Raw genomic sequence first — 24,403 nt, 5'->3', positions numbered from 1 at the left:
GTGCCGCACCCATCAGCCTCACCACAACAAGAAACCAATCGATCTCATCCTGATCGCGCGGATCAAAGCCAACGGATTCTCCCATCACCATCCAGTCTGCTGTCAAGTTAATCCACGCAACGAAAACAACGATACCAGCAACTATTGCAACAGCCCAGGTACGAAAGCTGGCACCAACTGGCCAGCGCAACTCACTATAAGCACTTCTCATCGTCCAAAGCAAACCGGCTACGACAGTTATTTTCACCACATAAAGCAGGCGTAAATCATTCGCCTCCCAACCAAACTTCAACAGCAAATCTTCCAACAGCATGAAGAAGACATACGCGCCAAATGGAGCTATACGATATAAATTAACACGATCAAACATAACAAATTCCCTCTAAACTTTTCTTTTAATTTTAGTGTTATTGTCGAAATTAGCAGTACGCCAATTCATATCACTCCGACTAGTCTATAAAAATAGATTAGAAATTTACACACTAAAAAAACACATGCTACAGATTCATCGTTGGGTTATGGATAACTGCCATTTATAATGCTTCAAAATTCCAGCGGCAACTCTCTCTGGCGAAGTACTTCGACTCCCCGCTTGGATTCAACCGAAGAAAGTGTACTGACTTTTATACCGAGCAACCTAATTTTCTTCTTCAATGGTATTCGTCGCAAACATTCTCCTGCTGTACGACGTATCAAAACAGAATCCGCAGTATGTGCAATCAGCGAGCAGTCTCGTGTGAGCGTATGGAAATCCTCAAAACGCAATTTGATGCTGATGGTACGTCCAGCATAGCCTTTATGCTTTAGATCATCGGCTACTTGTGTGCACAATGCTGTGAATGCTTCTGATAAATCATGACGATCCTGAAGCGGATGCAGATCCTGCTCAAAAGTGATTTCCCGACTGATGGATTTAGGTTCAGCATCGGTAACCACCGGGCGCTGATCGATTCCGTGTGAAGCTTCATATAACCAGATCGAATAGCTACGCCCAAAGTGAACCCGGAGGAAACTCAATTCAGCCTGCGCCAATTCGGCAATGGTGACGATACCCAGTGACGCAAGTTTCTTGGCAGCCTTAGGGCCGATACCGTTGATTTTACTTACCGGCAGCGGCCAAATCCGATCAGGAATGTCAGACATCGCGAGAATAGTCAATCCATCGGGTTTCTCGAGATCTGAACAAATCTTTGACAGTAATTTGTTCGGTGTAATACCGACAGAACAGGAAAGTCCGGTAGATTCTTTCACTGCCTGCTTAATACGCTGTCCCAGCACCAAGGTATCATCCGGCAGATCGCTGAGATCAATGTAGATTTCATCAATACCGGAATCTTCAAGCTGCGGCGCAATACCGGCAACCGCAGTCTTAAACAAACACGAATAATAACGGTAAATAGCAAAATCAACTGGCAGGAGAATGGCATCCGGCGCAAGCTGTGCTGCTTTCATGACTCCCATGGCGGAATGAACACCCATTGCACGCGCTTCATACGTGGCGGTCGTAATGACCCCGCGACCGACATAGTCGCGCAACCGGGAAAAATGCTTGCTGCCATCCGCCCGCATCACCGGCTGATGCTCGTTCCGCCCGCCAATCACAACCGGCAAACTGCGCAATTCAGGATAACGCAGTAACTCCACAGAGGCATAAAAAGCATCCATATCCAGATGAGCGATACGACGTTGCGGCGCGTTCATTGTTCACACGATTTCAGAATAAAGATTGTGATAAATTATCGCTGTCAAATAAACCGCATTGTATATGAATACTCAAGCTGCCAATCTAAAAACACTGCACTGCCCATGCGGCGATTCGAAGCAATACAGCGATTGCTGCGGCCGCTATCTGGATCACGGTGAAGTGGCCGCCACCGCGGAACACCTGATGCGCTCACGCTACACCGCGTATACGCTGAATCGTGAAGACTATGTTCTGGCAACCTGGCACCACAGCACGCGTCCCGCTGCACTCGGGCTGGCAAATCAGCCGTACAACCAATGGCTAGGTCTCACAGTAAAACATCACGAACAATCTACCCCGGATCGAGCTATTGTTGAATTTGTCGCGCGCTACAAAATCAATGGGCGCGCTTACCGGTTACATGAAATCAGCCGGTTCGTATATCAGGAAGAACTGTGGTTTTATGTCGATGGCGATATTCTGCCAAACTGAATGGAGTAACAAAAACAAGAATAACAGCAAAATCTCATAATGCCTCGTAACGAATCTCCACCACTTCAAGTTCTGTCACGCCGCCCGGTGTGTGCAGCTTCACTAAATCGCCCTCATGCGCTTTGAGCAGCGCCTTGGCCAACGGAGAAATCCAGCTGATACGGCCGCGGCCGGGATCTACCTCGTCCAGGCCGACGATACTGTAGGTATGTTCATCACCTTGTGCATTGCAGACAGTCACGGTGGCGCCGAAAAACACCTGGTCGCATTCACCGCGCTGGCCAGGGTCCACCACTTCCGCATTTTCCAGACGTTTGGACAAGAAACGCAAGCGGCGGTCGATCTCACGCAAGCGCCTTTTGCCGTAGATGTAATCGCCATTTTCCGAACGATCACCATTGGAAGCCGCCCAAGTAATGGTTTTAACTAACTCGGGGCGTTCCACTTTCCATAACTGGTCGAACTCGTCTTTCAGTCGCTGATGTCCAGCCGGGGTGATATAGTTCTTCAGGCCCTGCGGTAATTTCGGCGTGTCGTCAAGTTCGTCGTCGTCTTCGCTTTCCTTGGTAAATGCTTTACTCATACTGATAGATCTTCATTAGAAACACACAGAGCGTTAAGATAGCGGTCTTCAGCCATCTGTTCAAGACAATTTGTCATACTTAAGTACATATTCTGCGATATTGTGAGGAAACTTTGCGCCTGCAAGGTTTCTAATGAGCATATTAATCAGGGGGGCATTTTCATGTTAATAAACCGGCGCCAATTTCTGAGCATATCCGGGACAACAGCCTTAATGGCGGCATGCTCACCCCAGGCACTAACGGCGCAATCGCTGGTGCAGCGTCCGCAACAAAACGTTTCCGCCACACTGAAAGCGATGCAGCATCTCGCACAACAAAGAAACCGGTTGCTCGGCTATCCAATTAATATGACCACCCCGCCGGAAGCGTTTTTTGCCTGGCGTAATGAACTCGCGGCTGCGGGTTTCAACCAATTTTCTTTCAATAATGTCGGCAATCCCTACGACCATAGCCATATCCCATTTAACTGCCATCCGTTTGAGAAAGAATTGATCGATCGTTTTGGTACGGTGTATGGCTTCGGACTGGATAACATTTGGGGATTCCTCACCAACAGTGGCACCGACAGCAATATGCACGGACTGTATATGGGGCGCACGATCCTGAAAAGCCGTACCGGTGTAATACCGAAAATCTATTTCACCCACGAAGCACATTACTCGATTCAGATTCTGCGCGACTTATTGCATCTCGACTGGGTGGTGGTAGGCACTCGACCTGATGGCAGTATGGATACCAATGATTTGGAACGGAAATTGAATGCCAACCCCAACCACCCTGCTTTGGTAGTCGCAACCATTGGCACCACCTTCAGAGGCGCGGTAGACCCGATTGACGCTATCCAGGCTAAGCTAAAAGGACGCACCGCCTACCTTCACTTGGATGCCGCGTTATTCGGCGGCTATTTGCCACATACCTCGTTTGCCCGCGACTTGATGCATAGCGTCGTTGATCCAATTTACAAAGTGAAACTGCCACGCTACGATTCAATTGCCGTTTCTTGCCACAAATTTTTTGGCTTCCCCTCGCCTGCCGGATTATTCATCACCACGCGAACGAATTTTGAATCGTTCCGCGTCCAATTCAGCGAAATTCATGACCCGGAATACATCCAGCAAGTACCGGGCACGATTACCTGCTCGCGCGATGCGATCAAACCGGCCGAGTTTTATTTCTTCAGTTCGGAATCCGCCTTCGCAAGGCAGGCAGTTGACGCCAAAGCAATGTTGGATAATACCGGTTATTTGTTGAAGGAAATGAACAATCACTATGGCTTCCTGCGGCCAGTGCGCGCCAATGATCGCTCCAATACGGTTTATTTCATCACACCGAATAAAACCGTGGTCGATCATTACGCATTAGCCACCATGCACCTCGACATCGACGGAGTACGGACGCCATGCGCACACATCGTGGTAATGCCGCATGCCAAGAAAGAAATTCTTGATCAATTTCTCACCGATCTGCGCAAAACCTGACAATTATCAGTGCGCAACGATACGGGAAAAAACATTAATCACCACAACGCCACTGACAATCAGTGACAAACCGATTATCGCTGGCGTATCCAGCGATTGCTCGAGGAAAAACCACCCGCTCAGCGCAATCAACACGATGCCAACACCGGACCAGATCGCATACGCTACACCGACCGGAATCGTTTTCAGCGTCAAAGAAAGTAAATAAAAAGCCAGCAGATAACCCGCCACAACCACCAGCGACGGCCAGAAGCGGGTAAATCCCTCAGTCGCTTTCAAGCATGAGGTCGCAATCACTTCGCTGACAATCGCGATAGCAAGAAAAATCCAGTGCTGCATTTTGTCACTCCAATAAGTTGCGCTAACAGGTTACTAACCCAGCGTATCGATAATCTGGTTAAAAGGTTTCTGCTGGAAAAAGTTTTGAATGTTGCCTGCCAATTGATCCAGCAACCGCTGCCGGGACTCCCGGCTGGCCCAGGCGATATGCGGCGTGACAATTAGGTTTTCCGGTTGATGCTGCAGGATCAGATTGCCCTTGCCCGGCGGTTCTTCCTGTATCACATCGATAGCAGCACCGGCGATCCGGCCGATGGACAAGCAATGCAGCAGATCTGCTTCATGCACCAGTTTTCCCCGCGCAGTATTAATCAGATACGCGGAAGGTTTCATTAATTCAAACTCCCGGCGGCTGATCAGGTGATGGGTTTCTGGTGAAAAGGGACAATGCAGCGTAATAAAATCCGCTCTCTGCAACACGTCGTCAAATGCCATTCTGCCGGGACGCGGCGGTTTACCTTTGTGTTCTGCAATCAGCACCTGCATGCCGAATGCTTGCGCGACTTGCGCCACGGCATGGCCCAATTCGCCGTAGCCGATGACCCCCAGCATCTTCCCCGATAACTCCTCGATGCCGAAATCGAGCGGGCAGAAAAACCGGCTCTCCTGCCAGCCGCCGCGTTTCACCAGTTCCTGATAGTCAACAAAATGGCGCGCCAGATTCAGCATCAGCATGAACACATGCTGCACCACCGAGGGCGTGGCGTAACCACGCACGTTGCACACCGGAATGTTGTGCTCGGCGGCGGCAACAAGGTCGACATTGTTGTATCCGGTCGCGGCCACACAAATGAGTTTCAGATGTTTCGCCGCAGCAATCGCCGCGCGGCTGATAAACACCTTGTTGCTGACAATCACCTCAGCTTCGCAGATTCTCTCCAACACCTCCGCTTCGGAAGAATCGTGATGATACTGCCACGGTGATATCGCCCGCTCCAATGCCGCGCAATCCATATCACCGCGGGTTACGGAACCAAAATCCAGAAAAACAGCGTGCATTTCAGTGCTCCAGTGATGATCGAAAATCATACCACAAGCGATGCTTTAACGTTCCCGGTAGATCACGTAGAATCGGGCCTGGCAAAATCGTCACAGACACATTGGAGAACGCATGGCACTAGCCTGGAATGAAATCAGAAATCGCGCGCTGGCGTTTTCCAGAGAATGGGCCAGTGCAGAATCGGAAGATGCGGAAGCCAAGCACTTCTGGATCGAGTTTTTTCATGTGTTTGGCATCAGCCCCCGGCGCATCGGTGGTTTTGAACAAAAAGTCAAAAAACTGGGCGACAGAGATGGCTATATTGATTGGTTATGGAAAGGCAACCTGCTGATCGAACATAAATCGCGCGGCAAGGATTTGGATCGCGCCTACCAGCAAGCCATTGACTATTTTCCCGGCTTGAAAGAACACGAACTGCCGCGCTTTATTTTAGTCAGTGATTTCGCGCGCTTCCGCCTGTATGACACGATTGAAAGCACGCAAACCGAATTCCTGCTGAAAGATTTTCATAAATTCGTCAAACTGTTCTGGTTTGTTGCCGGTTATCAACCGCAAAAAATTTCCCCGCAAAGCCCTGTCAATGCCAAAGCGGTGCAGCGTATGGCCAAACTGCACGACCGCTTGAAACAGATTGGCTATGGAAGCGATAAACCTCGTGATCTGGAAGTTTATCTGGTGCGCCTGCTGTTCTGTCTGTTCGCCGAAGATACCGGTATTTTCGAGCGCACGCAGTTTACCGAATTCATCGTACAGAAAACACGCGAAGACGGCAGCGATCTGGCGTCTCAGCTCTCGCAATTGTTTGAAATCCTGAATACGCCGGAAACTGCGCGGCTAAAAAACCTGGATGACACCTTGGCGCATTTTCCGTATATCAACGGAAAATTATTTGAAGAACGCCTGCCGTTTGCCAGCTTTGACAGCGACATGCGCGCCGCGCTGTTGTATTGCTGTGCACTGGATTGGAGCGGCATTTCTCCAGCGATTTTCGGTTCCTTGTTCCAGAACATCATGGATGAAACCCCGAACGCCCGGCGCAATCTCGGCGCGCACTACACCACCGAGGAAAACATCCTCAAGCTGATCCGCCCGCTATTTCTCGACGAACTGCATGCTGAGTTCGACAAAATCAAAAACAACACCAAGCGCCTGCAAGTCTTTCATAGCAAACTGGCCAATCTGAAATTTCTCGACCCGGCATGCGGCTGCGGCAATTTCCTCGTCATCGCCTACCGCGAACTGCGCCAGCTTGAACTCAAAGTACTGCGTACACTGCACGACAGCGGTCAGCAAATGCTGGATATCACCAGCATTATTCAGGTCGATGTCGACCAATTCCACGGCATCGAAATCGAAGAATTCCCGGTACAAATCGCACAAGTTGCATTGTGGTTGACCGACCACCAAATGAACGCGCAAGTCTCGGAAGAATTCGGCCAATACTTCGTCCGCCTGCCACTGGCCAAATCCGCGCACATCGTGCATGGCAATGCGTTACGGCTGGATTGGAATGCCGTTATTCCGGCGGTGCAATGCAGTTTTGTGATGGGGAATCCGCCGTTTATTGGTTATACATACCAGAGTAAAGAACAGAAAACTGATTTACAAGATATCTTTATGGGCATGAAAGGTGCGGGTGTATTGGATTATGTTGCTGCTTGGTATGTAAAAGCCGCAGAATACATGGCAGTCAATCCGGCCATCAATGCCGCATTTGTTTCCACCAATTCAATTTCACAAGGTGAACAAGTCGGTATTTTGTGGTCAGAATTACTCAGGAAAAATGTAAAAATCCATTTTGTTCACCGCACGTTTCAATGGATGAGTGAAGCCAAAGGCAAAGCGGCCGTGCATTGCGTCATCATCGGTTTTGGTTTACAGGAAGCCGTGCACAAAACTATTTTTGAATACGCTGATATTCAGAGCGAACCGCACGCTATACCTGCTAACAACATTAATCCCTATTTAGTGGATGCTCCTGTTGTTCTACTTGAGAAACGCCGCACACCAATTTGCCATGTGCCTGCAATTAACAAAGGAAGCCAACCCACGGATGGCGGCAATCTACTGTTGAGCAATTCGGAGAAGCAAGAGTTACTGAAATCTGAGCCACAGGCAGAAAAGTGGTTACGTCCGTTCCTTGGCGCAGATGAATTCATCAACAATATTCCGCGTTGGTGCTTATGGCTCAAAGGTATCTCACCTTCTGAATTACGAGCTATGCCACAAGTAATGCGACGTGTGGAAAGTGTGAAATCAATGCGGCTGGCTAGCCCTAAAGCATCAACTGTAAAACTGGCTAACACACCGTCTTTATTTAGTGAGATTCGTCAAACTGACCAACCCTACTTATTAATACCAAGAGTTTCTTCTGAAAATCGTCAATTTATCCCAATAGGTTATTTCCCCTCATATGTGATTTGTGGTGATGCGAATCTTTTGATCCCCACCCTTTATCATTTCGGCATCCTCACTTCTACCATGCACAATGCCTGGATGCGAACCGTGTGTGGACGATTGGAAAGTCGCTACCGCTACTCCGCCAGCATTGTCTACAACGATTTTTCCTGGCCGGATCCGGCCGATACACAACGAAAAACCATCGAAACCGCCTCCCAGGCCGTGCTGGATGCTCGTGCCCAGTTTCCTGATTCGACCCTGGTCGACTTGTACGATCCGCTGGCTATGCCGCCGGAATTGGTTCGCTCGCATCAGAATCTGGATCGCGCCGTGGATGCGGCATATGGCAAGAAAAACTTTGCTTCTGAAGCGGAACGTGTGGCTTTTTTGTTTGAGCGCTATCAAGCCATTACCAGCCTGTTACCTGCTGTTTCAGCTAAAAAAACGAAAAAGCCGCAATCGTTCTGAGGAGTCACCCAACAACTGTCATTTCGAGTACAGCGAGAAATCTATCGGGTTGATTACCGAAGAAGATTCCTCACTGCGCTCGGAATGACAAATACGGGTTATTCAGGATTTCCCTAAAAACTACTTGGCGATCGTAATACTCGGCACGCCGACACGCGGAATGTCGGTGACGGTCATTTGGAACAACAGGAATAATAACTGGAAGGCATCGCGGTTCCAGCGGGCGTAAGGGCCTTTGGTATTCACTGCATAATACCGGCCATTCCAGCGGATGGAGAAATCGGTTTCCGCAGGGGTTGTGTTTGAAACCAAAAATCCCATGGTCAAGTCAGGATTTTCGTCACCGAGTATCGGTGGCGTTCTTGGGTCCTTCTCGACATGGTATCCGGGTTCTTCGCCAAGCGCTTTGCCGAGAAAACCAAGAATCGAGTGAAAGCTTCTGAGCCGGAAAACGCCGCTCATCGGCCACTCTCCACCGTAATAGTCGGGACGAATATCAAAAGCGATATCGCTGATATTCCAATCGTCAGCCATGTCATTCAGCTTCTCACGTTCTGTTTCAGATAACGTATTGGGGTCGTAGTTGGTGATCAGAATCGGCCCCGGTGTATGTTTACGCAGTGTGTAGGTATTATCTTTTGCGTTGTACAATACAATAAATTCCTTTTGTAGCGCCTGAAAACCTTCGGCTGCTATTGCGCTGGCCGGGATGGTCCAAGTGTGTACCAGCGGCAATGGTTCGGCGTACAGTTGATTGCTATCCTGAATCGCCGAAAGATGCAATACCACGCGACGAAACATCTCATAACCGATTTTATCCGATGGATTATTGCGATAGCTGCTATGTTGCTCAGTAGCATTTAGCAAACGCACTTCCTGCGCCATCATCCGTAATAACAGATCGACATCAAAACGCTGACGCAGCAACAATGTTAATTTGCTTTGCGGAAACGGCGTGAGCAAGCGTTTGGTGAAATCTTCCCCCTCAATCGGAACGATGCTGATGGTAGGACTTTCCGCAATACTACCACCAAAAATTGGCAGTATCGACGTTCCGGCAAGTCCGCCGAGTGCAGGCATCGCCCCTGCATTCGCTTGAAAATTGAAAGTAGCGGCGATATTTGAAACGCCGGTGAAATGAACTGGCTGACGGTGATGCGCACGCACGATATTGATCAGTAGCTGTTGCGATAGGGCGTCGGTGACGGCATCGTCATAAGCAATTACGGCGCGATTCAGCGCCATCGGTGAGATACACCCGGAAAGAATACCCAGGATCAAGATGCACGGCAAAAATCGCAGCCAATACTGCGAAAAGGTCCGGTTAATAATATTCTGGCCGGGCATGGCTTTCAAAACGGGTGTATTCACCCAGGAAAGTTAAATCGATTTTTCCGATCGGGCCATTACGCTGTTTACCAATAATGATCTCTGCGATACCTTTATCTGGCGAATCTAGGTTATACACTTCATCCCGGTAAATAAAAAGAATAACATCGGCGTCTTGTTCGATCGCGCCGGATTCGCGCAAATCCGACATCACCGGACGCTTGTTGGGACGTTGCTCAAGGCTGCGATTAAGCTGAGATAACGCGATGACCGGCACTTTCAGTTCTTTGGCCAATCCTTTCAACGCGCGTGATATTTCTGAAATTTCCGTGGCGCGATTCTCCCCTTGACTGCTGGAAGACATGAGCTGCAAATAATCCACCACAATCAGGCCCAGTTCACCATGCTGGCGATAGAGCCGCCTGGCGCGTGCCCTGAGTTCCAAAGCATTCAGTGCCGCAGACTCATCAATGAAAATCGGTGCTTCGTTGAGTTTGCCTAACGCATGCGTCAACTTGGGCCAGTCTGCATCTTCCAGGCGGCCAGTACGCACCTTATGCTGATCCAGTTTTCCGACCGATCCCAGCATACGCATGGCAAGCTGGGTTCCCCCCATTTCCATACTGAACACGGCGACCGGTTTGTGCAATTCCAGTGCGACATGCTCGGCGATATTCAGTGAGAAGGCCGTTTTACCCATGGATGGCCGACCCGCCACTATGATTAGGTCTCCCGGTTGAAATCCGGATGTTTTTTGATCGAGATCGTGAAAGCCCGAAGCAATGCCGGTCACATTGCTTGGATTATCCTGACTGTAGAGTAGCTCTATCCTTTCAACCACCTGTTTCAGCAGCGGTTGAATATCCATAAAGCCTTCTTTACCGCGAGCACCTTCTTCGGCAATTTCAAAAACTTTCTTTTCCGCTTCATCGAGTAAATCCGCTGCAGAACGCCCGGCCGGACTATACGCAGAATCTGTGATCTGTACACCGATCTGTGCCAGATTGCGCATAATTGAACGTTCACGAACAATCTCCGCATAGCGTTTGATATTCGCTGCAGAGGGAGTGTTTTGTACAATTGCGCCAATATAAGCGAGTCCACCGATTTTCTGAAGCTCAGCCGATATTTCCAGTGATTCTGCTACCGTAATCACATCAGCGGGTTTGTTGTGTTCTATCAATTTGCAAATATGATGATAGATCAGACGATGATCCTGCCGGTAAAAATCGCTATCTGTAATGACATCAGCGACTTTCTCCCAGGCATGATTATCCAGCATCAGCCCACCCAGGACAGACTGCTCACTTTCAATAGAGTGAGGAGGCGTTTTATAGGAATCTACGGGCTGATCTTGATTGATGCTGAGAGTTGACGCCATGGGTATCCATCTAGAAACACAAAGGTGATATTTGATTCTATCACTTGCTGAATAACAAATGAAAAAGGACTACCGGAATAGTCCTTTTAAAAACGGATGCGCTTACAATTACGCTATCAGATCATTGCCTCACCTAATACCGAAACAGTGATGTGGGCTGAAACATCGCTGTGCAGCGAAATTGTCAAAGGATAATCGCCCACTTGTTTTAATTGACCATTCGGCATACGGATCATGGCTCTTTCAATTGCAAAACCCTGCCCGCTCAGTGCCTCAGCGATATTTGCATTAGTCACGGAACCAAACAATTTACCATCGCTCCCAGCCTTCTGGGAAATTTGCACTAATAATCCATCCAATTTCGCAGCCATTGCCTGAGCAGCCGTTAAAGCTGCAGCTTGAATTTTTTCAAGTTCGGCACGCTTGGATTGAAATTCCGCAATGGCTTGTTCGGTGGCACGTTTTGCCTTTCCTTGCGGGATCAGATAATTACGTGCAAAACCGCTTTTAACATTAACAATGTCGCCCAATTGACCTAAATTGGTAACTTTTTCCATCAAAATGATCTGCATATCATTACTCCTTAATGACGATCAGTGTAAGGTAATAATGCTAAAAAACGAGCTCGCTCTATCGCTGTACCCAGTTGCCGCTGATAAAAAGATGTCGTACCGGTAATACGTGCTGGAATTATCTTTCCATTCTCATTAACAAAGTCTTTTAAAATATCAATTTCTTTATAATCAACATTTTTTATGCCTTCTGCCGTGAAACGGCAAAACTTTTTGCGCTTAAATAAAGGTCGATTGACTTTCTTTTCTCTTTCTTTCTCTTTACTGTCTTTACGTCTTGTAAAACGTGCCATTTTAATTCCTATTGACTGATTAAATAAGTTCTATATGATCGGTATGCAATACTAATTGATGATTCATATGGCTTTTCCTATTGATAAACCCGGTGAGTTTAACCGTATTATTAATCTCAAATCCGGCAACAGTCAAAGCCAGCTGTCCCAATGCTACTGCAAGAATATCAAATATTATTTGTCGAGCAACGCCTGCTTCCTTTTGTCGCGATACATGATTGATTGTAAACTCAATGACGGCAACACCAGCAGGTGTGTAGCGTAAAACCCCTAACTTAGCAATTCTTCCACAAATAATTGTTTGATTACAATCCAATTGCTATTAAGTTTACGCAGGGACGCTCGATTCTTCAGGCACCTCATCAGACCCTACTTCATCAGCAACTGCATCTGGGACATGTAAGCTCGCAGCACCGGATCTTTCTTCTTGACGCATCATTGGCGATGGTTCTGTGACCGGCCCCTTGGTCTTGATGGTTAAGTGCCGCAGGATAGCATCACTGAATTTAAACGCATGATCTAAGTCATTCAGGGTTTCTTGATCACATTCAATATTCATTAATACATAATGCGCTTTATGAACTTTCTGAATCAGATAGGCAAGCTGGCGGCGCCCCCAGTCTTCCACGCGATGAATTGTGCCATTTTTTGCGGTTACAATGCCGCGATAACGTTCGATCATTGCAGGTACTTGCTCACTCTGATCAGGATGAACAATGAAAACTATTTCGTAATGTCGCATAAATTCCTTATGGATAAAGCCTCCCATCAATTATGATAGTGAGGCAAGGTTGAAAAACATTTAATTTTACTTAATTTATAAGGCAATATCAAATAATGTTCAATTAATTGCGATTAGTTGGCATCAATAAATTCAGATGCTTCGGAAACTTTCGGATCAATGATTCACGTTAAATAACCAATTAACATTAAAAGATGGAGCAACACTCATGTCCATTGAACTGGTAAAATTTGCTTGCTCTATCCAATCACCCGTCATTTGATATAATTTTCACAGAAATATTTGAACAATATCACGCACAAACAAAGCGTTAAAAATTTATGTTGCTAATGATTGATAACTACGACTCTTTTACCTATAACCTGGTGCAATATTTCTCTGAATTGGGTGAAAACGTTGTTGTATACCGGAATGATGAAATTACTCTGGATAAAATTTCACAACTGAACCCTGAACGAATAGTAATTTCCCCAGGGCCCTGCACTCCCAATGAAGCAGGCGTGTCACTGTCAGTGATTAATCAATTCAGTCAGAGCATTCCAGTTTTAGGTGTTTGTCTTGGGCATCAAAGCATAGGGCAAGCATTCGGCGGCAGGATTATTCATGCAAAACAGCTCATGCACGGCAAAACATCGCCCATTTTTCATCATAATGCGGGTGTTTTCCGGGGTTTGCCCAATCCGTTTATTGCAACACGCTACCACTCCCTGGTCGTTGAACGTTCGTCACTTCCTGATTGCCTGGAAATTACAGCGTGGACTGAAGATGATGAGATTATGGGTATCCGTCATAAAACACTCGCAATCGAAGGTATTCAATTTCATCCTGAATCTATTTTGAGCGAACATGGACATAAAATGCTTGAGAATTTTCTGAATCGCTAATTAGTTCAGGTTGAATAAAGGTAATTTAATGACCCCACAAGAAGCGTTACACCGTATTATTGCTCATCAAGAAATACTGCATGATGAGATGGTTTCACTGATGCGGCAAATCATGCAAGGAGAGATCTCACCCGTTCTAATCGCTGCGATTATCACCGGCCTTCGGGTAAAAAAAGAAACTATCGGTGAAATAGCGGCGGCGGCGCAAGTGATGCGTGAATTCGCAACCAAAGTTGATATCCCCGATAACACGCATTTGGTGGACACTTGTGGCACAGGTGGAGATTCTGCACATACATTCAATATTTCGACCGCATCGGCATTTGTCGCCGCAGCTGCGGGGGCTCGCGTAGCCAAGCACGGCGGCAGATCGGTTTCGAGTAAGTCAGGTAGTGCTGATGTGCTTGAAGCGCTCGGTGTTAATTTAAATCAAACGCCGCAACAGGTCGCTCAAAGCATCCATGACATCGGGGTTGGTTTCATGTTTGCTCCAAATTACCACGCCGCTATGAAACATGCTGCTCCGGTACGGCGCGAATTAGGCATTAAAACATTGTTCAACATTCTTGGGCCGCTCACAAATCCTGCCAATGCCAAAAGACAAGTACTGGGTGTATTTAATGAAGATCTGGTTAAAACTCTGGCACACGTTCTACAACTACTGGGCAGTGAGCATGTACTGATCGTGCACGGCAAAGATGGATTAGATGAAATTACGATAACGGGCGAAACCAATGTCGGTGAATTGAAAAATGGCAGAGTAGCGGTATATACCATCAGACCAGAAGACTTTAATCTAAAAACATCCGCAATCGAGACTATCCGGGTTACGGATAGCGAACAGGCAAAAACAATGTTGCTTTCAGTACTGGAGAACGTTGCCGGACCTGCGCGTGATATTGTTTTGATGAATGCTGGCGCTGCAATTTATGCTTCCGGTATTGCGGACAATCTCGAGCAAGGAATAAAAACAGCACATCAGACGATAGAAAGTGGCACTGCACTCAGAAAACTTCAAGAACTAGTGGAATTTACGAACAAAAATTCTGTTTAATCGCAAAATGTCCGATATTTTAAAGAAAATCCTTACAGTAAAAAAACAAGAAATCATTGTTGCCAGGACATTAAAATCCTATCCGTTATTACTCCAAGAAGCTCGGTTAGCAGCACCTCCACGTGATTTTGTAGCAGCAATTCGTAACAAAATTACTGCAGGGCAATCCGCTGTTATCGCTGAAATCAAACAAGCCAGTCCCAGCAAAGGCATATTACGCGGACGCTCCTCTGATAACGATGCACAATCGTTTGAATTTCTGCCCGCTGAAATAGCCAAAACTTATGCGCAACACGGCGCAGCTTGTCTGTCAGTATTGACAGATAAACAATTCTTTATGGGTAGCTCCGAATATTTGCAAGAAGCACGTGCAGCTTGCCTACTTCCAGTGCTTCGCAAAGATTTCATTCTTGAGGATTATCAGATTGCGGAAGCACGCGCTATGAATGCTGATTGTATTTTGCTAATAGTCAGTGCTTTTCTGTTAGAAAACATTGAACCTATCGTGCGAATGCTGAAGCTTGAAGAACTCGCCAATTCGCTTGGAATGGCCGTTCTGGTTGAGGTTCATGATGCAAATGAATTGGAGATAGCACTCCAACTCAATACACCGTTAATCGGGATCAATAATCGCAACCTGCAAACCTTTGAAACCTCTCTAAATACCACTCTAGAATTATTGGATCGAATTCCATCCAACAAAATAGTCGTTACGGAAAGCGGGATACATAATCCTGCCGATATCGAACTGATGCGCAGCCATCACGTTAATGCATTTCTTGTGGGTGAAGCTTTCATGCGTGCTGAAGATCCGGGCATTGAATTAGAACGATTATTCTTCTGATCTCACATTTAATTTTTCTAAAATAAAACTTCCATAAATCAATAAATTATTATCAGCAGATAAGTTATATACAGATAGCCTATTGTTTCCTAAATATTTATACGGAATTGTCGTAAAAAAACCTACACTATTCCAAACCTGGGGTTCAATATGCTACAACCAAAACAGAGAAGTTTATCTGAGTGGGTAAATTTTCTCACGACAACGGAAATTCCTGTTCTGAAACAAACCTCACGTAATCTTGAATCCCTGAAACAAGATGAACAGCACATGTGCGCTCGCAGCATTGCTCATGTTGTGAAATATGATCCGTTAATGACAGTAAAGCTACTACGCTATCTACAACAGCACAAACATCGCAGCCAAGAACATGATGTCGTAGAAGTTGAGCAAATGATCATGATACTTGGACTCGAAACTACGCTAAATAAGGTATCTGCAAAACCATTGGTTGAAGAAGTTCTGGGGCGCGACAACATGGGCGCGCTCGTTTACTTACTAAAAACTACTCATCGCGCAAATATTGCCTCTTCATATGCCTTTGACTGGGCAGTTCGTTTACATGATTTACATTTTGAAGAAATCCGTATCGCAGCTTTATTACATGATATTGCTGAAATGCTCATGTGGTGCTTTGCACCCAATGAGATGTTAAAGATCAAGCATTTACAAAAATCAGACAAAACAATGCGTAGCGTGACAGCACAAGAAAGTATTTTTGGCTTCTCATTAAATCAGTTACAACTGGAGCTTGCTGTTAAGTGGAGATTACCTAAACTATTAATTACCTTAATGGATGATAATTGTTCAAACCTACAGCGTGTACGTAATGTGGCCCTCGCTGTCAATTTGGCTAGACATTCTGCAAATGGATGGAGTGATGCTGCTTTACCTGATGATTATGAAGGAATAGCCAAACTTCTACATTTACAACCGGGAGATATCATGACAATAGTAGGCGCTCACAAAGAAAATGAGTAATTAGATCTTGCTCAGAAAGTACAGGTAACTGATTTAATTGAATAATATTTCGTTTTTTGGTAAAATCGTGCACGTAAATATGTGAATCAACACCAAAAACTGTGCACTATGATTCGTTATATCAGCCAAAAGCAACTGCCACTGCCACTCGAAGGATTTGATACACCGTCAGGCATGATCAACGTCCATCTGGCTGATCGAGGACTATTTCTTCGCGCGGGCACGATCATTGATGCCACACTGATTGCAGCGCCTCCTTCGACCAAGAACAAGTAACAGGCGCGCGATACCGAAATGCATCAAACCAAGAAAGGCAAGCAGTGGCACTTCGGCATGAAGGTGCACATCGGTGTCGATACGCAATCAGAGCTTGTTCACACCCTGGTCGGAACGGCAGCGAATGTTCACGATGTTACTCAGGCACAAGCCTACTGCATGGCGACGAAACCGATGTGTTTGGCGATGCGGGTTATCAAGGCGTTGAAAAACGAGAAGAGAATCTTGAATTGCCCGTAACCTGGCATATTGCGATGCGCCCTTCCAAGCGCAAGGCATTGCCTAAAACAACAGTAGGCGGACTGATGGAGAAGCTTGAACATGCGAAAGCCAGCATTCGCGCCAAGGTCGAGCATCCCTTTCATGTCGTAAAGAATCTGTTCATGCACCGCAAGAACCGCTACAAAGGAATGGTCAAAAATACCGCTCAGATGTTCTCGCTGTTCGGGCTTGCCAATTTGCTGCTGGCTATGCAGAACAGACAGCCTAGTTGCGCCTTGAAAACAGGGAATGAGGGTAATAATGCAAAAAATGATGCGATTCAGGTCAAAATTGGGAAAATTATCGCAATATTACATAATCACTCGGCTTGATCTCTACTGCGCGATGAATTATTCAGCGTTTCCCTAAATCTTTCCTCCGCCGGGTAATGTTGTGGTCAGCTAAATCCGGACAATCTGCTAAGTTCTATATCCTCGCTTTTAACAATATTTCCAATGTTATTTTTTAACTAAATCATACAAATAGGATTCAAATTCTTTTTTTAGTTCAGGATGTTGTAGTGCAAACTCAACGGTTGCCTGCAAATAACCTGATTTACTTCCGCAATCGAAACGCTTGCCATCAAACTCATAGCCTAATACTGTTTCTTCGTTTAACAACTTCGCGATCGCATCAGTTAATTGAATTTCATTGCCAGCTCCGCGCTCTGTCATTTCAAGTAGTTTAAAAATACGTGGTGTCAGGATATATCGGCCAACCACCGCCAAGTTGGAAGGTGCTTTATCTATGGCTGGTTTTTCAACAATTGCATTGACCTTTGACAAGCTATCAGAAATCTGCGCGCTGTCAATAATGCCATACCGATTGACTGTTTCACGAGCAACTTGTTCGATTCCCAGTATTGAGCAATGATGTTGACTATAAATATCAACCATTTGATTTAAACAACTTCTTTCATTGGTACTGATCAAATCATCCGCCAGTAATACTGCAAAAGGCTCATCACCAACGACAGATTGCGCACATAATACGGCATGCCCCAATCCGAGTGCCTCAGCTTGCCGAATATAGACGCAATCAATACGCGATGGCAGAATATTGCGAACAATATTTAGCATTTCATGCTTTCCACTTGCTTCTAATTCGGCTTCCAGTTCGTATGCTTTATCAAAATGATCTGGTATTGAACTTTTGTTGCGCCCAATGATAAAAATTAATACATCAATTCCTGCCGCGACGGCTTCTTCTGCGGCAAACTGGATCAACGGTTTATCAACGATCGGCAGCATTTCCTTCGGATTGGCCTTGGTTGCGGGCAAGAAACGTGTTCCTAAACCGGCAACAGGAAAAACCGCTTTTCTTATCACTTTCATTTCGAATTCTCCGTAGTATTTAGTACAGTAAATCAGATTCAATAAATTTGTAAGGCAGCATCCGATCAGCTTTGATAGCCCTTGGGATTAGCACACTGCCAGTGCCAACTGCTTGCACACATTTCTTCCAGGTCGAGCTTCGCTTTCCAATCCAGCAATTCAAAGGCGCGTTTCGGATCGGCATAACAGGAGGCAATATCACCGGGACGTCTGGGTGCAATCCGATATGGAATAGACCGTCCGCTCGCCTTTTCAAAAGCCTGCACCACATCCAGAACACTGTAACCCTGGCCAGTGCCTAGATTCACAATCAGGCACTGCCCTGATTTGCTAACTTGCACGCTTTGTGACGCTTCCAGTGCTTCCAATGCCTTGAGATGACCAAGTGCTAAATCGACAACATGAATGTAATCCCTGACTCCGGTACCATCGAAGGTAGAATAATCGTTACCCCACACGCTCAGGGTTTCTCTTCGCCCCACAGCGACTTGCGCCACAAAAGGCATTAAATTATTCGGTATTCCTTGTGGATCCTCACCGATCAATCCGCTGGCGTGCGCACCTACCGGGTTAAAGTAACGCAATATACTGATTCTAAGACTATTATCGCTATGATTAAAATCTCGGAGCATTTCTTCCACCATTTGCTTACTGCGCCCATACGGATTGGTGGGTACCAGTGGATGATCCTCGGTCAGTGGCAACCGGACTGGATCGCCATAAACAGTTGCAGAAGAGCTGAATACTAAGGTTTTGACATCGCACTCCTGCATTGCTTGCAGCAATCGTAATGTGCCAACTACGTTATTATCGTAATAGGAAAGTGGTTGCTCAACCGATTCCCCAACCGCTTTAAGGCCAGCAAAGTGAATAACAGCAGTGGCTTTGCATTTCTTTAAGGCAGCTACCAAACTAACTTGATCGCGGCAATCGCCTTGGATTAATCCTAATTTTCTACCGGTAATTTGTTCTACGCGTGCCAGTGCTTCGGGGTTGCTATTGCAGAAATTATCGAAGACTGTGACATCAAAACCTGCATTGAGCAGTTCAACGCAAGTATGCGATCCAATATAACCAGCGCCACCCGTGACAAGAATCATGGTCACAAACCTCGACGAAAGATAGATTTAAAAATAGCAATGAAGCGCGCTGATGCTTCTCAACGAACCATTAAGCTAACTAAAATGCTGCCTAAAGCTTGTTACAAAATAATCAAGCGAATCGGGTGGCAAATGATTGATACCTGCCGCAGCTTTGCGCCCTCCTCCTGTGTCAAATTGCAGACATAACACATCGGCACCCTGCGGGTTTACGAGAGATGCACGTACGCTCACCGTATATTTTCCAGAGTGGTTAGGTGTCATCACTGCATGCGCACGCTCTGGATTTTCGTTTGCCAGTTTATTGGCAAAGTTACCGCTTACGCGCCTTGCCCAGGGTGCATCTGGTAGCAAATAAGCTGCACAGCGATCATCACTCATTAATGGATGCAAGGAGTTTGATGCGCTCATGTCGTGGTTGAATCCAGATTCCAACTGAGTAAAAGCAGCCGATCTAGCAATAAAATCAAATGGGTTACTGTATGATTCTATTTCTTTATAAAGTGCTTCTGGATGAAAGTGCAAATCAGACAAACTATCACCGTAGCCGTTGTAGTTCAGGTATTCCCCCAAATGGGCGAGCTGTATTGCTTCCGCTTCCGTTAGTCCTGCCAAGCTCGCAAGCTGATGGGCTTTTTTTATGAGATTATCACCAAACGCGGCAGTAATTGCCCACAGATGAAACGCCCCTTTCAAGTACTGATCAACCAATAAACTGGTACATACCTCGGCCGATAAATCAATGTGCGGTGTCAGGTTAGGATGTTGTGGTATTTCTCCGGCATGGTGATGATCGAAATATTCAACAATTACATCCATTTCCAGCAAGCGCATCAGACCTTTTCGATTGCTGTCTAAAGAAATATCAAGCACTGTTACCCGATCGCCTGCATTCGCTTCAACACGATCGAGTAGCTTGATATCACGCTTAACCCCAGTGATCAAACTGACAATTGCTGGATTCGCCAGCCTTAACTGATGCAGTGCACACAATCCATCCGCATCACCATTAAACACATAATACTGATTCATATTGTCATGACGAATGATTTTTCATTCAATTAGAAAAGAAAAGTTATCAAGGCTAATTAAATACACCCTTGTTAATTAGATAATTGGTAATTTGCTCGACAGCTTGCTCTGGCGTTCTATCCATCGTATCAATGCGAATTTCTGCATTTTCTGGTACCTCATACGGTGAATCAATACCGGTAAAGTTTTTCAATTCTCCACGCCGCATTTTTTTGTACAATCCCTTAGGATCTCGCTCTTCTGCCACGTGAATGGGCGTATCAATGAATATCTCAAAGAATTCCCCCTGCTCGACCAGTTCCCGTGCCATCCGCCGTTCAGAACGAAACGGTGAGATAAACGATACCAGCACAATTTGCCCTGCATCGACCATCAGCTTGGCGACTTCAGCAATACGGCGAATATTTTCAACCCGGTCGGCATCGGTAAAACCAAGATCCTTATTAAGACCATGACGTACATTGTCTCCATCCAGCAGATAGGTGTGCTTGCCCAATGAATAGAGTTTTTTCTCGACCAGATTGGCAATGGTTGATTTGCCACTGCCCGACAATCCGGTAAACCAGAGGATGAGTGGCTTCTGCCCTTTAATGGCGGCATGCGCCTGTTTATTAATGTTGATGGCCTGCCAATGAATATTTTGCGAGCGACGCAAAGCAAAATGTAGCATGCCCGCACCAACCGTATTATTGGTCAGTCGATCAATCATAATAAAGCCGCCCGTATCACGATCTTCTTTATACGGATCAAATGCGATCAACTGATCAGAACTCAAATTACAGATTCCAATTTCATTGAGTTCCAGCTTCGTAACCGCAACATGCTCGAGTGTATTGATGTTAACTTTATATTTCAACAATGAAATGTTAGCCGTTACCGTTCTTGCGCCGATCTTCATTAAATACGGTCTACCCGGCAACATTGGTTCGTCAGACATCCATACAACGGTTGCTTCGAATTGATCCGCAACACCCGGTAGCGAGTCGGTTGCTGCCAGAATATCGCCCCGGCTGATATCAATTTCATCGGTTAGCGTCAACGTGACAGATTGACCGGAAATAACGTGATCAAGATCGCCATCACTGGTTACGATCCGTGCTACCCGACTCTCTCTACCAGACGGTAAGACTCGAATTGAATCGCCCGGCTTGATACTGCCACGCACAACGATACCCGAGTAGCCTCGAAAATCCAGATTAGGACGATTTACCCACTGCACCGGCATGCGAAAGACCCCAGATTCATCAGCCACATCTTCCACTTGTATGTTCTCAAGGTGCTCCATCAATGCTTCCCCGTGATACCAAGGGGTATTCGTACTCAGCTCAGTGATATTATCGCCTTTCAGAGCGGACATAGGGATGGTCACAATATTTTGCAAACCAACTTCTTTTGCAAAAATTCGGTACTCATTATCAATTTGATTATAAATTTCTTCCGAGTACCCCACCATATCCAGCTTATTTATTGCCAGCACCACGTGACGTATCCCGATTAATGAAACCAGATAGCTATGGCGTCGAGTTTGTGTCAATACGCCTTTACGGGCATCGATAAGAATAACCGCAACATCAGCCGTTGAAGCGCCAGTGATCATGTTGCGCGTATATTGTTCATGACCTGGCGTATCCGCTACGATAAACTTCCGTTTATCCGTCGAAAAAAAGCGGTAGGCCACATCAATGGTAATGCCCTGCTCACGCTCTGCTGAAAGTCCATCCACCAGAAGCGCAAAATCCAGGTCACCAGCTTGTGTACCAACTTTCTTTGAATCCACTTCCAACTGAGCCAATTGGTCTTCAAATAACATTTTTGACTCATACAGCAGCCGCCCAATCAGTGTACTTTTTCCATCATCAACACTACCGCAGGTGATAAAACGAAGTAAACTCTTATTTTCATGAGTTCTTAAATAGAGTTCAATATCCTCGGCAATCAAATTAGATACATGCGCCATTAGAAGTACCCCTCCTGTTTCTTTTTTTCCATTGAGCCGGCAGAATCATGATCGATTAAACGACCTTGCCGTTCGGATGTTTTTGCAAGCAGCATTTCTTGAATGATTGCCGTTAAAGAATTCGCTTCACTCTCAATCGCTCCTGTTAATGGATAACAGCCAAGCGTACGAAAACGCACTTTCTTCATCATCGGAACTTCATCTTTCTGCATCGGTAGACGATCGTCATCCACCATAATCAATGTGCCATCACGTTCTACGACGGGACGTTCCTTAGCAAAATATAATGGTACGATAGGAATATTATTCAAGTAGATATACTGCCAGATGTCGAGCTCAGTCCAGTTTGAAAGCGGAAATACCCGAATACTTTCACCTTTATTTTTGCGCGTGTTATATAGCCGCCAGAGTTCAGGGCGCTGCAGCTTTGGATCCCATCGGTGTTGTGCCGAGCGGATAGAAAAAATACGTTCCTTGGCACGCGACTTTTCCTCATCCCGGCGTGCGCCTCCAAATGCGACATCAAAACCGTATTTATCAAGCGCCTGCTTTAGTCCTTCCGTCTTCCAGATATCGGTATGAACCGCAGAACCATGGGTAAATGGATTAATTCCTTTTTCGATCCCCTGCGGATTAATGTGAACAATCAGATCAAGTCCAAGTTTCTTCACCATGACATCACGAAATTCAATCATTTCTTTGAATTTCCAGGTGGTATCAACATGCAGTAACGGAAAAGGCGGTTTCGAGGGATAAAATGCCTTTACTGCAAGATGCAGCATTACTGCGCTATCCTTGCCAACAGAATAGAGCATTACTGGGTGCTCGCACTCAGCAACCACCTCCCGCATAATCTGAATACTCTCCGCTTCAAGGCGTTGTAAGTGTGTCAACATGTCAATGCTTCCTTCCATAATAAAACGGCATAGTTGAGTTATATTAATACAAATATAGATTTTTCTTATTGTGAAATAAACTACTTTATCCCCGCAATCTTAATTCTTATCTCATTTAGGGAAATAATTTGCATGCCCAATGGCATGTTTATTTATGGCAGATTAGATGCGCACGCGATTTAGGTTATTCTGATTTATAGTATTTTATTAAAAAATGAGAATTCACTCTAGGTTCCAGAGAAATCCTTTTGTTTATTTTAATAAGTATTGTATATGATTCTAGCGATATTATCAGAGAACAAGAGAATTACAAGTTAACCAAAAATAGAATAATAGCGGTATAGGTTGATTCATTTTATGAATTTAACAGAAACACCACAAGGATCTTTTTGTTGATCGAGCAGCTTATATAAAGCAACGCCTAAATTACCTTGAATCCTGAGAAAAACCAATTCTAATTCTCCCGAAGAAGGCTTTATTTCATTCGGAATATTTTTACAAGATATTGATAATAAGTATTATTTAAACAAAATTTTACATTTTATAAATGCATCTGTGCCATCGCACTCCATTTAAAATAGTTAGCCAATCCGTTAAACCCATTTATATCATCGACCAAATCAGGTATACTGCCGCGCTTTGGGTCGTTAGCTCAGCCGGTAGAGCAGCGGACTTTTAATCCGTTGGTCGCGAGTTCGAATCTCGCACGGCCTACCAAATAGAACAGGGGTTAGCTAAACGCTAATCCCTTTTTTATTTTTGAATGCCACGAAGAGAGTTCTGGTGTGACAACCTTGGTACCCGTACCGTTAAGTTTGCCTGTCTCCGCCAACTTTACCCAGTTGCGCAGCGTTTGCTCAACCAGCCCCAGTTCCTTCGCTACCAAACCAATCGACTTCCCCATCTTCACTTGCTTGACCGCTTGTTCCTTGAACTCGGTCGTGTATTCCTGCTTCGGTATCTTCTTCATCGTCTTCCTCACAAATGTAACGTTAATTGTACGTCACCCTTGGAAGACTATT

At 45.7% G+C, this 24,403-nt stretch carries 23 protein-coding genes, 1 tRNA gene and 2 pseudogenes; 9 read left to right on the top strand and 17 right to left on the bottom strand.

Annotated elements, in window-relative coordinates:
* Together ACH10T_RS00130 and dinB are read right to left on the bottom strand one after the other, a co-directional pair.
* A partial coding sequence (locus ACH10T_RS00130; RefSeq protein ID WP_394807320.1) for a CAAX prenyl protease-related protein occupies positions 1-370 on the bottom strand: 370 nt, incomplete at its 3' end.
* 173 nt (positions 371-543) lie between these two features.
* On the bottom strand, positions 544-1,701 hold the full coding sequence (gene dinB / locus ACH10T_RS00125; protein ID WP_394807319.1) for a DNA polymerase IV: 1,158 nt from the start codon (positions 1,699-1,701) through the stop codon (positions 544-546).
* A 64-nt stretch (positions 1,702-1,765) separates the two neighbouring features.
* Between dinB and ACH10T_RS00120 the strand changes: the two genes are divergently transcribed.
* The gene (locus tag ACH10T_RS00120) at positions 1,766-2,176 is read left to right on the top strand and encodes a YchJ family protein (protein WP_394807318.1); all 411 of its coding nucleotides are present in this window, start codon (positions 1,766-1,768) and stop codon (positions 2,174-2,176) included.
* A gap of 34 nt (positions 2,177-2,210) precedes the next feature.
* Here ACH10T_RS00120 and greB read toward each other — a convergent pair whose 3' ends face one another.
* On the bottom strand, positions 2,211-2,759 hold the full coding sequence (greB, locus tag ACH10T_RS00115) for a transcription elongation factor GreB (RefSeq protein ID WP_394807317.1): 549 nt from the start codon (positions 2,757-2,759) through the stop codon (positions 2,211-2,213).
* Between the two features lie 162 nt (positions 2,760-2,921).
* On the opposite strand from greB, the gene ACH10T_RS00110 reads away from it, so the two are divergent.
* The gene (locus tag ACH10T_RS00110; protein ID WP_394807316.1) at positions 2,922-4,238 is read left to right on the top strand and encodes a pyridoxal-dependent decarboxylase; all 1,317 of its coding nucleotides are present in this window, start codon (positions 2,922-2,924) and stop codon (positions 4,236-4,238) included.
* 6 nt (positions 4,239-4,244) lie between these two features.
* Here the strand turns inward: ACH10T_RS00110 and ACH10T_RS00105 are convergent, their stop codons facing one another.
* Together ACH10T_RS00105 and ACH10T_RS00100 are read right to left on the bottom strand one after the other, a co-directional pair.
* Positions 4,245-4,577: a DMT family transporter gene (locus tag ACH10T_RS00105; RefSeq protein ID WP_394807315.1), complete on the bottom strand. Its 333-nt coding sequence runs from the start codon at positions 4,575-4,577 to the stop codon at positions 4,245-4,247.
* 33 nt (positions 4,578-4,610) lie between these two features.
* A complete protein-coding gene (locus ACH10T_RS00100; RefSeq protein WP_394807314.1) occupies positions 4,611-5,576 on the bottom strand; it encodes a 2-hydroxyacid dehydrogenase in 966 nt (321 codons plus the stop codon).
* 112 nt (positions 5,577-5,688) lie between these two features.
* On the opposite strand from ACH10T_RS00100, the gene ACH10T_RS00095 reads away from it, so the two are divergent.
* A complete protein-coding gene (locus ACH10T_RS00095; protein ID WP_394807313.1) occupies positions 5,689-8,445 on the top strand; it encodes a DNA methyltransferase in 2,757 nt (918 codons plus the stop codon).
* Between the two features lie 120 nt (positions 8,446-8,565).
* Here ACH10T_RS00095 and ACH10T_RS00090 read toward each other — a convergent pair whose 3' ends face one another.
* From ACH10T_RS00090 to rpsF, 6 genes are all read right to left on the bottom strand, one after another.
* Positions 8,566-9,792: a hypothetical protein gene (locus ACH10T_RS00090; RefSeq protein ID WP_394807312.1), complete on the bottom strand. Its 1,227-nt coding sequence runs from the start codon at positions 9,790-9,792 to the stop codon at positions 8,566-8,568.
* Positions 9,770-11,155 (bottom strand): replicative DNA helicase, encoded by a 1,386-nt coding sequence (gene dnaB, locus ACH10T_RS00085; protein WP_394807311.1) that lies wholly within the window; start codon positions 11,153-11,155, stop codon positions 9,770-9,772. Before dnaB ends, ACH10T_RS00090 begins: the two co-directional genes overlap by 23 nt.
* Before the next feature lie 116 nt (positions 11,156-11,271).
* Positions 11,272-11,727, bottom strand: a complete 456-nt coding sequence (gene rplI, locus ACH10T_RS00080) for a 50S ribosomal protein L9 (protein WP_394807310.1) — start codon at positions 11,725-11,727, stop codon at positions 11,272-11,274.
* Positions 11,728-11,738: 11 nt separating this feature from the next.
* Positions 11,739-12,020, bottom strand: coding sequence for a 30S ribosomal protein S18 (gene rpsR / locus ACH10T_RS00075; protein WP_394807309.1), 282 nt, complete (start codon positions 12,018-12,020; stop codon positions 11,739-11,741).
* Positions 12,021-12,039: 19 nt separating this feature from the next.
* Positions 12,040-12,336, bottom strand: a complete 297-nt coding sequence (gene priB / locus ACH10T_RS00070; protein WP_394807308.1) for a primosomal replication protein N — start codon at positions 12,334-12,336, stop codon at positions 12,040-12,042.
* 12 nt (positions 12,337-12,348) lie between these two features.
* Positions 12,349-12,762, bottom strand: a complete 414-nt coding sequence (rpsF, locus tag ACH10T_RS00065) for a 30S ribosomal protein S6 (protein WP_394807307.1) — start codon at positions 12,760-12,762, stop codon at positions 12,349-12,351.
* 320 nt (positions 12,763-13,082) lie between these two features.
* Between rpsF and ACH10T_RS00060 the strand changes: the two genes are divergently transcribed.
* From ACH10T_RS00060 to ACH10T_RS00040, 5 genes and pseudogenes are all read left to right on the top strand, one after another.
* Positions 13,083-13,646 (top strand): anthranilate synthase component II, encoded by a 564-nt coding sequence (locus ACH10T_RS00060; protein ID WP_394807306.1) that lies wholly within the window; start codon positions 13,083-13,085, stop codon positions 13,644-13,646.
* Between the two features lie 28 nt (positions 13,647-13,674).
* Positions 13,675-14,700, top strand: coding sequence for an anthranilate phosphoribosyltransferase (gene trpD, locus ACH10T_RS00055; RefSeq protein WP_394807305.1), 1,026 nt, complete (start codon positions 13,675-13,677; stop codon positions 14,698-14,700).
* A 7-nt stretch (positions 14,701-14,707) separates the two neighbouring features.
* A complete protein-coding gene (gene trpC, locus ACH10T_RS00050; RefSeq protein WP_394807304.1) occupies positions 14,708-15,544 on the top strand; it encodes an indole-3-glycerol phosphate synthase TrpC in 837 nt (278 codons plus the stop codon).
* Between the two features lie 150 nt (positions 15,545-15,694).
* Positions 15,695-16,525 carry an HDOD domain-containing protein gene (locus tag ACH10T_RS00045; protein ID WP_394807303.1) on the top strand — a complete coding sequence of 277 codons (831 nt, stop codon included), beginning with the start codon at positions 15,695-15,697 and terminating at the stop codon, positions 16,523-16,525.
* Positions 16,526-16,702: 177 nt separating this feature from the next.
* Positions 16,703-17,394, top strand: a pseudogene (locus ACH10T_RS00040) (IS5 family transposase); the annotation flags it as partial.
* A gap of 126 nt (positions 17,395-17,520) precedes the next feature.
* Here ACH10T_RS00040 and galU read toward each other — a convergent pair.
* The 5 genes from galU to cysD form a co-directional block, all read right to left on the bottom strand.
* Positions 17,521-18,396: a UTP--glucose-1-phosphate uridylyltransferase GalU gene (galU, locus tag ACH10T_RS00035; RefSeq protein WP_394807302.1), complete on the bottom strand. Its 876-nt coding sequence runs from the start codon at positions 18,394-18,396 to the stop codon at positions 17,521-17,523.
* A gap of 65 nt (positions 18,397-18,461) precedes the next feature.
* Entirely contained in the window at positions 18,462-19,496 is a 1,035-nt protein-coding gene (galE, locus tag ACH10T_RS00030) for a UDP-glucose 4-epimerase GalE (RefSeq protein WP_394807301.1), read from the bottom strand.
* A 75-nt stretch (positions 19,497-19,571) separates the two neighbouring features.
* Positions 19,572-20,528 (bottom strand): DHH family phosphoesterase, encoded by a 957-nt coding sequence (locus tag ACH10T_RS00025; RefSeq protein WP_394807300.1) that lies wholly within the window; start codon positions 20,526-20,528, stop codon positions 19,572-19,574.
* A 52-nt stretch (positions 20,529-20,580) separates the two neighbouring features.
* Positions 20,581-22,485, bottom strand: coding sequence for a sulfate adenylyltransferase subunit CysN (gene cysN / locus ACH10T_RS00020; protein WP_394807299.1), 1,905 nt, complete (start codon positions 22,483-22,485; stop codon positions 20,581-20,583).
* Entirely contained in the window at positions 22,485-23,399 is a 915-nt protein-coding gene (gene cysD, locus ACH10T_RS00015; RefSeq protein ID WP_394807298.1) for a sulfate adenylyltransferase subunit CysD, read from the bottom strand. The genes cysN and cysD overlap by 1 nt, the downstream gene beginning before the upstream one ends.
* 623 nt (positions 23,400-24,022) lie before the next feature.
* Between cysD and ACH10T_RS00010 the strand changes: the two genes are divergently transcribed.
* Positions 24,023-24,098, top strand: a tRNA-Lys gene (locus tag ACH10T_RS00010).
* Positions 24,099-24,159: 61 nt separating this feature from the next.
* On the opposite strand, the pseudogene ACH10T_RS00005 reads toward ACH10T_RS00010, so the two are convergent.
* Positions 24,160-24,351, bottom strand: a pseudogene (locus ACH10T_RS00005) (transposase); the annotation flags it as partial.
* Positions 24,352-24,403: the final 52 nt, after the last annotated feature.

Source organism: Nitrosomonas sp., from assembly GCF_043753625.1.
Classification (GTDB): domain Bacteria; phylum Pseudomonadota; class Gammaproteobacteria; order Burkholderiales; family Nitrosomonadaceae; genus Nitrosomonas.
This window is presented reverse-complemented; position numbering and strand designations above follow the sequence as displayed.